The sequence below is a fragment of the Alteromonas sp. 14N.309.X.WAT.G.H12 genome (genome assembly GCF_036697315.1).
Taxonomy (GTDB): Bacteria; Pseudomonadota; Gammaproteobacteria; order Enterobacterales; family Alteromonadaceae; genus Alteromonas.
Genome location: NZ_JBAHZB010000089.1, coordinates 1 through 14,064 on the forward strand (window position 1 = coordinate 1; position 14,064 = coordinate 14,064).

Annotated in this window: 12 protein-coding genes and 1 pseudogene; 9 read left to right on the forward strand and 4 right to left on the reverse strand. The window is 42.6% G+C overall.

Features of this window, described 5'->3' with window-relative positions; all coding sequences use genetic code 11:
* On the forward strand, nucleotides 1–911 hold a 911-nt coding region (locus V5298_RS16310), incomplete at its 5' end, for a hypothetical protein (RefSeq protein ID WP_332932503.1).
* Between the two features lie 284 nt (nucleotides 912–1,195).
* Here the strand turns inward: V5298_RS16310 and cadR are convergent.
* Nucleotides 1,196–1,585, reverse strand: a complete 390-nt coding sequence (cadR, locus tag V5298_RS16315) for a Cd(II)/Pb(II)-responsive transcriptional regulator (protein WP_305442854.1) — start codon at nucleotides 1,583–1,585, stop codon at nucleotides 1,196–1,198.
* A gap of 81 nt (nucleotides 1,586–1,666) precedes the next feature.
* On the opposite strand from cadR, the gene V5298_RS16320 reads away from it, so the two are divergent.
* The 7 genes from V5298_RS16320 (at nucleotide 1,667) to V5298_RS16350 (ending at nucleotide 9,516) form a co-directional block, all read left to right on the forward strand.
* Entirely contained in the window at nucleotides 1,667–2,302 is a 636-nt protein-coding gene (locus tag V5298_RS16320) for a cation transporter (RefSeq protein WP_305442852.1), read from the forward strand.
* Nucleotides 2,299–2,658, forward strand: a complete 360-nt coding sequence (locus V5298_RS16325; protein WP_208805184.1) for a DUF3703 domain-containing protein — start codon at nucleotides 2,299–2,301, stop codon at nucleotides 2,656–2,658. Before V5298_RS16320 ends, V5298_RS16325 begins: the two co-directional genes overlap by 4 nt.
* Complete coding sequence (locus V5298_RS16330; protein WP_208805183.1) at nucleotides 2,651–3,535, forward strand: cation diffusion facilitator family transporter; 885 nt, start codon at nucleotides 2,651–2,653, stop codon at nucleotides 3,533–3,535. Before V5298_RS16325 ends, V5298_RS16330 begins: the two co-directional genes overlap by 8 nt.
* Nucleotides 3,536–3,622: 87 nt before the next feature.
* On the forward strand, nucleotides 3,623–4,018 hold the full coding sequence (locus V5298_RS16335; protein ID WP_182671361.1) for a hypothetical protein: 396 nt from the start codon (nucleotides 3,623–3,625) through the stop codon (nucleotides 4,016–4,018).
* A gap of 73 nt (nucleotides 4,019–4,091) precedes the next feature.
* Nucleotides 4,092–5,414 carry a TolC family protein gene (locus tag V5298_RS16340; protein ID WP_208805182.1) on the forward strand — a complete coding sequence of 441 codons (1,323 nt, stop codon included), beginning with the start codon at nucleotides 4,092–4,094 and terminating at the stop codon, nucleotides 5,412–5,414.
* Nucleotides 5,411–6,349, forward strand: a complete 939-nt coding sequence (locus tag V5298_RS16345; RefSeq protein WP_305442846.1) for an efflux RND transporter periplasmic adaptor subunit — start codon at nucleotides 5,411–5,413, stop codon at nucleotides 6,347–6,349. Before V5298_RS16340 ends, V5298_RS16345 begins: the two co-directional genes overlap by 4 nt.
* A 53-nt stretch (nucleotides 6,350–6,402) precedes the next feature.
* Nucleotides 6,403–9,516 carry an efflux RND transporter permease subunit gene (locus tag V5298_RS16350; RefSeq protein WP_305442844.1) on the forward strand — a complete coding sequence of 1,038 codons (3,114 nt, stop codon included), beginning with the start codon at nucleotides 6,403–6,405 and terminating at the stop codon, nucleotides 9,514–9,516.
* A gap of 309 nt (nucleotides 9,517–9,825) precedes the next feature.
* On the opposite strand, the pseudogene tnpB reads toward V5298_RS16350, so the two are convergent.
* The 3 genes and pseudogenes from tnpB to V5298_RS16365 all read right to left on the reverse strand — a co-directional run bounded on the left by tnpB (nucleotide 9,826) and on the right by V5298_RS16365 (nucleotide 12,130).
* Nucleotides 9,826–10,136, reverse strand: a pseudogene (tnpB, locus tag V5298_RS16355) (IS66 family insertion sequence element accessory protein TnpB).
* Nucleotides 10,133–10,477 carry an IS66 family insertion sequence element accessory protein TnpA gene (gene tnpA / locus V5298_RS16360; RefSeq protein ID WP_332932505.1) on the reverse strand — a complete coding sequence of 115 codons (345 nt, stop codon included), beginning with the start codon at nucleotides 10,475–10,477 and terminating at the stop codon, nucleotides 10,133–10,135. Before tnpA ends, tnpB begins: the two are co-directional and overlap by 4 nt.
* 189 nt (nucleotides 10,478–10,666) lie before the next feature.
* Nucleotides 10,667–12,130, reverse strand: coding sequence for a DUF3987 domain-containing protein (locus V5298_RS16365; protein ID WP_332932506.1), 1,464 nt, complete (start codon nucleotides 12,128–12,130; stop codon nucleotides 10,667–10,669).
* A gap of 806 nt (nucleotides 12,131–12,936) precedes the next feature.
* Here V5298_RS16365 and V5298_RS16370 point away from each other — a divergent pair.
* The gene (locus V5298_RS16370; RefSeq protein ID WP_332932507.1) at nucleotides 12,937–13,746 is read left to right on the forward strand and encodes a hypothetical protein; all 810 of its coding nucleotides are present in this window, start codon (nucleotides 12,937–12,939) and stop codon (nucleotides 13,744–13,746) included.
* The last annotated feature ends 318 nt before the right edge of the window (nucleotides 13,747–14,064 follow it).

The following is a 14,064-nucleotide window of genomic DNA, read 5'->3' on the forward strand; positions in this document are numbered from 1 at the left end:
ATATTAACCTCAGTAAAAGAGATGACGTGATATGGGTCTATTCGAAGGAACACTTTACAGAAATCAAGCGAGCTTCCGACCCGGATAAATATTTAGACGTATTAAACAACATTGGCGCAACAATGCTAGATCTCATACTTGATGAAAATTGGAATATTACTGGTAAAGCAAGACTGATCGAAGACCTTACTCCAATTGAGAACTATCAGAACTATATTGAAGCAATAGGCAACGTCGAATTCGACGAAACCATATTTGACCCATTTCAAGTGTGGGTTAACGGCGGTGGAGATGAGGGACCGTTAAAAGAACTTTCAGATAATTTAGCGGATCAAGTTTTACGACTAACATCTGATTTGCCATTTGACAGAACAGAAATGACTAACAAAGTTGCCACTATCAAACCTGTAGTTGATTCGGTGGTTGACGAATTGATTTCGAATGGAAACGACATTAAAAAGACCAGAGCTGCGTTTGGTGATGAAAAAGGAACTATTGGCGGTGTTTCTGGGGAAAATCAGGTTGCCCAAATTTGGGACATAATATCACCATCAATGGAAAGTTCTGGTATTAGCTGCGATCAGTTTTTTGGGTTTGATCCCGTTGATAAGCAGGGCTATGAGTTATGGCCGCTGTACCTTGGCATAATTGGGTGTAATGCAGTTATGGATATATTGGGTTTTCAAGCAGAAAAAAAATGCAGGAACATAAATAAAATTCAAAATGTAAGAAGTGATGCTGGTCATATAGGTATGGGAGCATACTGCACTGCAATCTTGTCAGAGGATAGAAGATTAGTTAAAAGAGCAAAAGCCATCTATGAATACAAAAACATAGATACTTCACCGATATTGATAGAGAAAACGGCTACCAATTCAAACCAATCGACCGATAACGCTTCGGCTGATTGAAACTCGAAACTGAATGTCCGTTTCTTGTCTGAAGCCGACATTTAGCTATATTGATGAAGGGCAGCTGCGTACGTGAAGCGGTCATTGGCACATTGACAATAGAGCAGCGACAAAGAGCGATCACCAGACGTTCGACCTACCTCAGTCGAACGACTGCTTAGCCCAAAAATGCGGACATAGCTATTTATTGTGTATTGGTTACTTTATCTAATATCAATTAGCGAACCATGTACAATTATGAAACCTTAGGCAAACGTAAACTACAAGACTTGTAGATATAAGTATCACTCTTCAAGCAACTGCAATACCCCACATTCTTTAACTTTTCTATCATCTGTGCATGCCGAGGCCATCTCAGATAGAGTAAGTTTTAGCTCCTCAAGCTCTGCAATGCGATGCGTGACGTCAACCATATGTTGATGGATCAAATTGTTCACACTAGAACAACTTTTATCGGGATTATTTTTTGTATCCAACAGCTGTTTAATTTCTATTATGGTCAAATCTAATGAGCGACATTGTTTAATGAATCGCAGTGCTCTCAACGATGAGGCGTCGTAAATTCTGTAGTTACCTTCACTGCGATTGCAAGCCTCAAACAACCCCTGTTTTTCATAAAAACGGATCGTTTGAATAGAACACCCACTTTTTTTTGATAGCTCACCTATTTTCATAAACGTGCCTTTGTGCTGTTGACTCTATACTAGCTATAGACTTTACACTGTACCTACAGTATTTGGAATAAGAGTTAAATAATGAGTGGTTGCGGCTGTGAAGTGGAAATCAAAGATGCCTCACAAAAACGGGTTCTGTATTGGCTGCTCGGCATCAATGCGGTGATGTTTTTCGTTGAGATGACTGTGGGTATTTTGGCTGACTCTACTGCTTTGATAGCAGACTCTATGGACATGCTAGCGGATGCGGTTGTATACGGCATAGGTATTTATGCTGTGGGTAAATCTATACTTCACAAAGCCAAAGCTGCACAAATCAGTGGTTACTTTCAGCTATTGTTGGGCGTAATTATTCTCATTGATATTACCAGAAGGTTATTCTTGGGCAGTGAGCCTATCTCATCACTAATGATAGGGATGGGGTTCATTGCACTAATTGCAAACGTCGCATGCTTGGTGATTATTCGTAATCATAAAAACGACGAAGTACATATGCGAGCCAGCTGGATTTTTTCGGCCAACGATGTCATCGCCAACATGGGTGTCATCATCGCCGGAGTATTAGTGGTATGGCTTGATAGCAGAGTACCGGATCTGGTTATCGGCTGTATAGTGTCGATTGTCGTGCTGCGCGGAGCGTGGATGATCCTAAAAGACGCCAAGCAGGAAGTACTCAATAACGAAGTACAGAAAGGTAAAGCGGGTGATCTACTATGACATACAATAAAGCCGTTAAGCCGCATATCGATTCCAAATTAACAGATTACTCAGATGCAATGTCTAACAACAATGAGAGGCAGGCATTTGCAGCGCTGGAGGATGCGCATGTAATTGGTCAGCACTCTACTTTTTATCATTGTTTAATTCATTGTAAAATGCTGCGACATGGTCTTCTAAAAAAAGATTGGAGAGTCGTTTTTGGACAAGTAATAAGAATAGTTGGTGCTGCAACCAAAACAGCTATCGGCCTTGTACCTAAAGGAAACACAGGCGGCACTGACATCAGCCCCTTTAAGCGACTACCAATCAGTGCTGAAAATCAAGCGATATTGGATAAAATCAACCATGCATAATCATAACCACAGTCACAGTGATAACAGCGCATCAAAACGCATTGGCTGGGCATTTTTCTTGAATGTCGTATTCACTATCATTGAATTTATCGGTGGATGGCTGACAAACAGCACAGCTATTATGGCCGACGCAGTGCATGATTTGGGCGATAGTTTATCCATTGGCACCGCGTGGGGCTTAAATAAACTCAGTGATAAAGAAGCAACCAATACATTTTCCTATGGCTATAAACGCTTTTCTCTTCTTGGTGCATTGATCAACGGGTTAGTGTTAACGACTGGCTCAATATGGATCTTATTCGAAGCTATCCCAAGGCTTTCAGCACCCGAAATGCCGCAAGTCGAAGGCATGTTACTCCTGTCAATTTTTGGCATCGCCGTTAATGGATTTGCTGCTTATAAACTTAGCGAAGGGAATTCCTTAAACGAGCGTATATTAAACTGGCATTTGCTTGAAGATGTATTGGGTTGGGTGGCAGTGCTGATCGTATCGATTGTGCTGATGTTTAAGCCATGGCCAATTTTAGATCCAATTTTATCTATTGGCTTCACATTATTCATTTTATTCAATGTTGTTAGAAATCTAAAAGAAACCTTATTGTTATTCTTGCAAGCCACGCCCGATGCTAAGCAGATGGAGGAAGTGCGTAAAGTACTCATGTCATTTGATGATGTGGCGGATATACATCATTTTCATATCTGGTCTTTGGACGGTGAACATAGCGTCATGACGGCACATGTGGAGTTGAAACAAGATGTTTCGGTTTCTCAATTGAGAACACTTAAAGACGAACTTCGCCAAGGTCTTGATGAGTTTGATTTTGTGCACACTACCATTGAAATTGAATTTGCCAATGAAGATTGTCGTGATGAGTAATGTAATGATTGAAATACTTTGTTTAGGTTGGTCGATTGGTCTTAGTTCGATTACCTGTTAATATGAAAAAGATGAGAGTAGATAGATATGTTTAGTGTAAGGGTGACAAGTTACCTGCTGATTTCGCTGATTTTGTTTCAGTCGTTTTCTGCTGTCGCCAATACATTGGATTCTCATACTGTCGACTCACAACATCTAAATGAAATACACGAACATCAATTGGGCGATAACATCGCTACTGAACATGCGCAGGTTCAACTAAAATCTAGCGAACAACCTGATGCTGATAACGTCCCCGTAGATAAATCTCACAATCCTGCTGATTGCCACCACTGTGGCCATTGTCACGGAACCCATGCCCAATGGATTGTAAGCACCAATGGTATCGAACTCGATTCTGTTGCCACCCATCACAATTTCTATTACTTATCAAAAGTAATAGATGCACCGATCACGCAATTACTACGCCCACCTAAAGCATAACCCTGAACTAATCAAACACCGTTCGCCAACAGTTTGGCGATATATATATTTTTGATAATTTAGGAATAAAACAATGATGCATTTTTCATTGAGTCGCCCTGTGCGTGTGCACGCTTGGGTGATTTCCACGATGCTTGTCCTTTTGACAACACACACCGTGGTAGTAGCACAAACAAACAGTATCACCAATCGAGAAATGACCTTGCAAAGCGCCATACAGCGAACATTAGCGAATTCACCCGAGTTGCATGAGTTCACATATAGGCAACAAGCGATTGAGGGAGAAATTAAAACTGCTTCTCTCAAACCAGCCCTCAACGTAGGCATTGAAATGGAAAACTTCTTAGGAACAGGCGAGGTCTCTGGCATTAAGGACACCGAGTTGACTCTCACATTGTCGTCGGTCATTGAATTGGGCAATAAACTCAACTCACGTAAGGCGTTTGCTAAGGCGCAATCCACCTTAGTCGAAGCGCAAAAACAAGTGCACACCTTGGATGTACTGGCTGAAGTGACACGTCGTTACATCGATGTATTGGCGCAACAAGCGTTAATTGACGCGCAAAAAGATGCAGAAACACTTGCTCGATATACCTATCAAGCAGTCACAAAACGCGTGGATGCAGGTGCTTCCCCTGCATTTGAACAGAAACGCGCTGAAGCAGCTTTAGCAAGAGCTAGATTGGATGTGGTGACGGCACAGCAAACTAAGCAAGCCATGATAAATAGTCTGGCTATTATGTGGGGGGAGAAAGACCCCACTTTTACCTATGTTGAGGGTGACTTATTTGCGCTGCAATCGTCTCCTTCGTTAACCGCGCTTTTTACCACATTATTGGACAGTCCCAATCTTGAGGTCTATGCACAAGAATCGAGATTGCAGGCTTCTCAAGTCCGCCTTACTCAAGCAGCTAATCAATCGGATTTAAGCTGGACGGCCGGTATCAGGCGCATGAATGGCATAGATGAAACAGCCTTTGTAGCAGGCGTGAGTATGCCTCTGTTTGCCGGTGACCGAAATCTTGGCGAGTACCAAAAGCAGCGGGCAATTCAGGCACAGCTGGAACAACAAAAAGAGTCAGCGACGCAAAACCTATACCATCAGCTAAATATGGCCTTGATGGTCAGAAACAATGCGTTGCTCAATGTACAGACACTGCAAAACTCTATTATCCCACCCTTAGTTCAAGCGCTGGAATTAGTAGAACAAGCCTATATCAACGGTCGATTCAGCTACCTTGAATGGGTGAGTACACGTCAAGAACTACTCAATGCCAAACAAGCCTTAATTCAATCAGCGAAGCAAGCTCATCAGCGCGGTGCAGATATCGAATCACTGACTGCACAGCCACTTGTGGATACGATCAACACCTCTTTTTCGAGAAAAACAAAATGAACAAAAATATATTAAATAAGAAGCAAAACGCTCTGTTAGTTTTCATTGTTTGCAGTGCGTTGGGATTTTTATCAAGCACCACAATACAAGCATCAGAAGGCGAGCATGGTAAAGAGGAAGCCCATAAAGATGAACGCGTACTCATGCCTGACAGCATGGCGCAAAAAATGGGCGTGGTGACACAAAGTGTTAATGCCGGTCAACTTAATATCACCACCACAGTATATGGTAATATAGTGACCGACCCTGCTTCACTGAGTCATGTGCGTGCACGATTCGACGGTATGGTGACCAAGGTCAATGCAAATTTAGGTAAAAAAGTTAAAAAAGGCGACACACTGGCGGTAGTTGAATCCAACGAAAGCCTGAAAAGTTATCCCGTTGCCGCGCCGTTTTCAGGCACCGTGATTGCCAGACATGCCAATGAAGGCGAGTTATCTAATGGCCAAGTGTTATTTTCAATCGCAAACTATGATGACGTGTGGGCACAGCTTAAAGTCTTCCCACAACAGCTCTCTGATATTGCAGAGCAGCAAAGTGTTCAACTTAGTGTGGCAGGCTCATCGTTAGAAACCACTATCCAGCATATCTTACCCTCGCCAGATGAAAAACCGTATGTATTGGCGTATGCCAAAATAGCTAATACCTCAGGTCAGTGGCCGGTTGGCGCGGCTATCAAAGGGCTTGTCACAATCAACAAACTTGATGTCGCCATGATGGTGCCTAAAGCTTCGATTCAAGAGTTTGAAGGGGCTTCTGTCGTGTTTGTCAAAGAAGGTGATGAATACCGTCCCGTGCCCGTTACCTTAGGTCAACAAGATAACTACAATATTGAAGTGTTATCAGGTCTGCACATTGCAGATGTGATTGTCAGCCAGAACAGCTACCTGTTTAAAGCCGATTTAGAAAAGTCGGAGGCCGGTCATGACCACTAATAACTCAATGCTATTTACTTGGTCATGCGTCTCAGTTATTGGGGGACGAACACATGATTGAATCCATATTACGTTTATCCATAGAGCGACGAGGGATAATGCTGATGTTGATCTTCCTTGTGCTGGGCATGGGGATATTCAGTTATCAAAAATTACCTATCGATGCGGTACCCGATATCACTAACGTGCAAGTGCAAATCAATACACAAGCACCGGGCTATTCGCCTTTGGAAACCGAGCAGCGGATCACATTCGTAGTAGAAACAGCACTGGCGGGATTACCTGACCTGTCCTACACCCGCTCTTTATCACGCTACGGCCTGTCTCAGGTAACAGCGGTATTTGATGAAGGCACTGATCTGTATTTTGCGCGTAATCTCATCAATACGCGATTAGGCGCAATCAAAAGTCAGCTACCAGAAGGGTTAGAGCCTGAAATGGGACCTATCGCTACTGGGTTGGGCGAAATCTACATGTATACCTTGCGAGCCAAGCAAAATGCCATGCAAAAAAACGGTGAGCCGTACAATGCAATGGCGCTTCGCGAGATACACGACTGGATCGTAAAACCGCAGCTCGCACTGGTTAAAGGGATCACTGAAGTCAACGCCATTGGTGGGTATGTAAAACAATATCATGTGAATCCTGAACCACAGAAAATGCTGAATTTTGATATTGGTCTAAGTGATATCCATCGTGCGCTGGAGCGAAACAACACCAATCAGGGAGCGGGGTTTGTTGAGCGAAATGGGCAACAAATACTGGTGCGCTCACAAGGTCAACTACAGACACTTAGCGATATAGAAAATGTGGTAATAAAACGCATTAATACTGTCCCTGTTGCGGTGAAAGACATTGGCAGTGTAGCTATTGGTAAGGAGCTGAGAACTGGTGCGGCAACGCAGGAGGGTGAAGAGACCGTTTTAGGTACGGCAATGATGCTAGTCGGCGAAAACTCACGAGCCGTTGCTCAATCCGTTGCCAAAAAGGTGAAGGACATTCAATCCAGCTTACCTGATGGTATTGTCATTGAGCCAGTCTATGACCGTACCCTATTGGTCGATAAAGCTATCGAAACGGTTCAGAAGAATTTAGTAGAAGGTGCGTTATTAGTCATAGTGATCTTGTTCATATTGCTTGGCAATATTCGCGCCGCGCTCATCACTGCGGCAGTTATACCGCTGGCGATGTTGGCGACCATTACAGGGATGGTTAATACCGGTGTGTCTGCCAACCTAATGAGCCTTGGCGCATTGGACTTTGGATTAATTGTCGATGGTGCGGTGATCATCGTAGAGAACTGTATCAGGCGGTTATCCGAGTCTCAGAAACGCACAGGCGGAGTCTTGCCACTTAAAGAGCGGCTAGAACTGGTTTTTCAAGCGACCAATGAAGTCATTCGTCCTAGCTTGTTTGGTGTATTGATTATTACTGTGGTGTATATCCCGCTGTTCTCATTGACAGGGGTTGAGGGCAAGATGTTTCAGCCAATGGCGGCAACGGTCATCATGGCGCTGATAGCAGCGATGCTGTTCTCCATTACTATTGTACCAGCGGCAGTCGCGATGTTTATGGGCGGTAAAGTCAGTGAAAAAGAAAGCTTCATTATTGTTGCAGCCAAGTCAGCCTATCGCCCCATCATTCACCTTGCACTGAAATTACGCTGGATAGTGCTTGTCGGCTCAGTCGTGCTGGTAGTGGGCAGCTTTTGGTTGGCAACGCGATTAGGCTCTGAGTTTGTTCCCCAGCTTGACGAAGGAGACATCGCACTGCACGCCATGCGAATACCGGGCACAGGTATTGAACAAGCCGTCGCAATGCAAAAAACACTTGAATCTACCTTGATGGAATACGAACAGGTACTCACAGTGTTTGCAAAAACCGGTACCGCAGAAGTAGCTACCGATGCGATGCCGCCCAACGTAACCGATACCTTTGTGATGCTAAAACCACGAGCGCAGTGGCCTGATCCTAACCTATCAAAAGCTGATTTCGTGGAAACCCTTGAGCGAGATTTACAAGCGGTGACAGGCAATAACTATGAGTTTACCCAACCTATCCAAATGCGCTTTAACGAGTTGATTAGTGGGGTAAGGGCTGACCTTGGTATAAAAGTCTTCGGAGATGATTTAACCACGCTTGTTGCCTCTGCAAACGACATCTTAACGGTTTTGCAATCAATTGACGGCGTGGCGGATGCACGACTTGAGCAGGTCGATGATATCCCTATCTTCACTATCAACCCTAAGCTAGTCGAGTTGGCACGTTATGGATTGGACATGGCCGATTTGCAGGAGTGGTTGGCGTCAGCTATCGGTGGTAATACTGCTGGCTTAATTTTTGAGGGAGATAGACGCTTTGAGTTGCTTGTGCGATTTGATGAAGGTATCCGCACAGATTTAGATGCCATTGGCAGCACTCCTATCATTACATCGGATGGGGAATTTGTGCCGTTATCAGAAGTCGCTACGCTGGCTTACTCGTCTGTTCCCAATCAAATCAGTAGAGAAAACGGTAAGCGCAGAGTCGTGGTTACCGCCAATGTCAGAGAACGCGACTTAGGGAGCTTTGTTGACGAAGCAAAAATCAAAATAACCGAACAGGTTTCACTCCCAGCAGGCTACTGGCTGGATTATGGCGGCACGTTTGAGCAGCTTGAAAGTGCAAGTCAGCGACTGGCTATCGTGGTGCCTGCCACGCTTTTTCTGATACTTGTGTTACTCGTGGTGGTGTTTGGCTCATTTCGTGATGCCTTGATCATCTTCACTGGCGTGCCTTTAGCCTTAACAGGTGGTGTTTTTGCGCTTTGGATGCGTGACATGCCATTGTCTATATCTGCCGGAGTCGGATTTATTGCGCTCTCTGGTATTGCGGTACTAAACGGCCTAGTGATGTTGTCATTTATTAAACAGCGAGTACTAGAAACAGGTGACTTAATTAACTCAATCGTTGACGGAGCTATCACAAGATTGCGTCCGGTTTTGATGACAGCACTGGTAGCAAGCTTAGGCTTTATTCCCATGGCACTTAATGTCGGGACTGGCGCTGAAGTGCAAAGACCGCTTGCAACGGTGGTGATTGGCGGGATCATCTCGTCCACCATTCTAACATTGGTGGTTTTGCCTATTTTGTATCGGATGATGCACTCCAAATTAACCAGAGTGTGATTGTTGGGCACCGTATTGCAGAAAATACGGTGCTCTTCGTCTGGAAATTCAAAACAACTGAAAATGATTACTGAATTGCGTATTCACCAATAAGAAGCTGATTGTACGGAATACTACAATTACCACCAATTCAATCAAGGTCGAATGATGATCTGCACATTGGCACATACCGGAATCAAGAACCGCGTGGCCTGAACGTCCGCTCCTTGTCTTATGCAGTCCATGAATAATACTAGATCCCTTTCTGTCAGATGAAGTCCAAACCTATTATCGTAATTAGACCGACATAATCCCTTGGTAATCACACTACTACACATCAGAACCCGATAGCAGCCACTGTAACTGCTGTTCGTTCACGTGTAGTTGTTGCAACTTCATTTCACTAGGCCATTTAAACCGATGCTTCTCGAGTCGTTTGTACCACAGGCGAAGCCCGATTTATCCCAATAGAGTATTTTGAGCTTATCGCGCTTTTTATTGCAGAACACAAACACTGCATCGCGAAACGGATTTAGGTTCATATCTTGCTCAACGACTACAATTAAGCCGTTAATCGATTTACGGAAATCGACAATATCCATGTATAAATAAATATCGGCAGGCTCAACGAACATCTTCATTCGGCCAATCTCTTCATTACGGCGGCAACCCAATGTGGGCTGATGTTTGTTGGTACGCTAAGTTGGGCGTTTCCAAGTTGCAGGAGAAGTTCGCCACCCATTTCCTCGGTGTATGACTCTACCTTCGTGACTTCACGCTTCACCTGAACGAACTTGCTGCTTGTTCGTTGAAGCCGAATATCACAACGCCTAGTATAGTAGGTTTGAACGTTAATCTGCTGCTGGCGACAAAACTCCACGGCAGTGAGTCCGCATTGCTTTTGTTGGTCAAATAAATTGAGCCAGTCTTGCACTGCTCTTCGTTGATGTTGCTGCATGGCCATTCTCCTTAACCATGCCATAGTTAACTTATGAATTGAACGTGGGGATTACCGGACGGAGACGATATACTCTTTAAAAAAAACAGACAAATACTAACCCCTAATAGGGGCAGTGTCAGAGGTGACTGTGATGACTTATCTTTTAAATTGTCACCATAGTCACCTCTGTCACTGCATTTAAAAACACAACTCGGTGAACATTTTATACATTCAAAACTTAATAGGTTTGAGTAGATCTGGGTGCCGGTAAAACATTGTTTTCACTTTGTTGTTAGCCGACTTCTGTGTAACAGATTGTAGATACCCTCGATTTACAAGCTCTTGAGCGCCTTGGTTAGCATGTTCAGCGGTCTTCATGCCAGTCATTCCACCTCTGTAAACGTCTCGAAGTGAGAACGGCTCGTTTTTAACCATCTTGAGTCGCTTTAAAAATAGACTTGCTTTATCTGAGTGCGAGTGATTTTGACTAAAATGGTGAATCCGGCGGTTGTGACTCCACAAAATTTCCAACCATTTTAAAGCCATAATTATAGACTCTTTTGAAACTTCTAATTTAGGTTTAAAACCTACTGATTCACCGTGTTTTTCAGCTTCAGAGACAAGATGAAAAAGCATAGATAGTTTTGCGCACAACGCCGGATATTTGCCTAGAACAGATTGTTCCTCTTCATCACAGTTATTTGAATCATCTTTGAATTTTGATGCCCAATCGTCCCAAATTTTTTGAGCTGCTTCATCAAACTTAAACTCTAGAGGTTTTTGAGGGTCACCCACTTTTGAAAGCAAAATAAAAATTTGCTCAACCTTTCTACTAATTTTCAAGTTCGGAGCAATGTCTCTATATTTTCCAGCTGAATCAGGAAATACAACCAGTTGAAAGCGTTCAAAAAGTCCATCATCATTCGAGCCATCTGACCGTGAATGGAGCATTTGTAATAACTTTGTAGGCTGAATTCCACCAAGTATTGAGATTGTTAACTTGTCTATCTTAACCTGGTCTCTTGTAACCCTAATCTGCTGATACGGTCCGACACTATATCCTTCAAGATAGAATGCTCGCTCATAAGCTTTATCAGTCTTTTCAAGTGAATTTAGCCAAGCAGATATTTCGTCTCTAAAGAGTAATATGCCCTTGGGGTTCGCCTGAGCCTTGATGCAAGCTGCTTCATAAGTTGCATCATTTAAATCGAAATCGAATTTATTAGCATCGGAAATTTGTTGAAGGTGTTTGAGTGGAGAGTAGCCTGCTTTTAAACATGGTGTTTTTTTGTCTGAGGGGCGACCTACAATCATCGCCCATAAATTACAGAACTCAATCCAAAACAAGTCATAGCGTTTAGGTCTAATACCTACGCCACATCCTAAAAGCGCCGATAAACAAACTATAAGGCCGATTGCAACAAACTCGATAGGAGACTGGTCAATGCGACTTGAGTTGTTTTCAGCGTAGTCATAGAGCGAGCGGGGTAAACAATCTGGTTCTATCGGCTTAACTGGAAGCAGATCGAAATTCAGGTATTTAAGTGGTAGCCACTTTAAGTTCGATGTGTCTACTTGCGAATTAGTGACAGCTTTAGAAGAAAGCGCCTTCTCTAATTCAGGTTGAACTGCTTCATCAACGTTTACTCGTACTTTCTCGCGTTTACCTAAAATTTTGAACAATGCATAAAACATAATGTGAAACTCCTTTTTCAATAAATCATATTTGCTAAGTCAACTTAACTTAGCTGGACTTATAGTTAACGATTAATTGAAAAAGTCATCAGCGTGAAATCGGTTTGTGTGAGATAAGTATCTTAAATCCTATTTTTAAAGGGCTGGGAAGGGTGTGAATGTTTATTTTTTTGTGGGCAGGGAGTTGTTAGGGAATTATGTTAAAATGCGCCGTTTTTTTAATTTTGGATCAATGTTCGTCTGCAAGATGATTTTAAACCTTGGGATTTATATACAATATTGGTGCATAAAACTAGAACTGTTCAGAGTTGTTTAAGTAGACAAGTATAAAGATAGTGACCTCTTTTTATTGATGGATGCTGGGTAGGGGTGATATTTAAAATCATCTCGTTGAGTTGTATGCCACCATTAGTAGATTGGTTATTAAACCCATGCGCTTTCCTATTAATAAATAATAAAAAATGTGTACATTTACAGTGTGAAACTCAACTTAAAGGCATTCGCGTGGATTTTCCTAACTTTTGTGATACCGAAAATAGCCATCCAAACTCTATTGAAATTTAACACTTTACTCTGTCACAAAACTCTGTCACATTATAACCATACGGACTCGAAGGCGCGAGTTCTGTGGCCTATAGATTTCGGTCAGAGAATCCCTCTCTCTCCGCCAAATACCTACAAGCCCCTAAAACCTTAGGGGCTTTGTTGTATCTGGGCTATAGTGTAGCTGCGCGGTCAGTTTGGCATATTGCGCCGGTCAGTTTGGCATACTATTATTATTACTTTCATAAAAGATAGTTGGCACCATGGACGAAAGCGCATATAAGATTCAAAGGGCACAAACTCATTTAGAAGAATTACAGAAGCACTTTTTAGAAAACCCACCCTTTACTTACCAATTTTTCTTCGAATCCGAAGGTGACTACCAAGCTTTGGGCTATACAATGGTCGTCGAGCATGAAGATAATGCCAAGCTTGCATGTACTATATCAGCGGACATTGTACATAACTTGCGGGTAGCTTTAGAGCAGTCATTTTGGCGAGTTGCCAATAAATATGCAATGAATGACTATGAGAAAAGAAAAGTCATGTTTCCCTTTTTCAAAACTGAAAAGGAGATGAATGAAAAGCTAAACAAAGGTTTTTTTGAGCGGATTGATAAAAATCTTAGAGATCTCATTATAAAACTGAGGCCATTCAGAGAGGGCGGGGATAGCTATTTATGCAATGTTCACGACTTGGATGTAGCCGACAAACATAGAGCTCTTTTGCCTTACGCTAGTATTTCCAATATCGACTTAGATATCATAAAAAAATCTGTCTATATGTTTCCAAAAGAAATTAATGGTGAGTTTAATATTCTGGACCTAGGCTCGTCTCTCTCCAAACACTTCGTCTGGTCAATAGATTTAAGGCAGTTTGCTTTGCTCATGAAACCTATTGTTTATCCAGACAAAGTCGTCTTTCCAGAAAAGTTTTCTACAAAAATTCCATTAAAATTAAACTTCGTATTCAAGGGTAGTGACTTCCTCGAACAACACACGATAGAAGAACTAATAGCGGGCATGACAAATTCAGTTAAATTTGCATGCGAGCAAATGGCACTTCTGAAATGAACCGCCATTATTACTATTTATAAAAAGCCTTCGAGCCACCCGAGAGCGAAAAGTAATATACTTCGCCCTCGACTATTTCATGCTTGAATCGTCTATCCAAAGCACTCTCATTTCCATCAAAGGATTTTATCGCTTCTGGTGTACCATTTGATAATTCATTATAAAAAACTGCGGTACCCCCGTGCAATTCAACTTTAAACATTAAAACTCTACCACTAGTTGGTATAGATTGCCCATTTGATAGGGAAGATGCGAATAAGTCCCCGATGTGAGATCATAGCGGTACAGTAAATCACAGCCATAAACGTCTATGAGTCA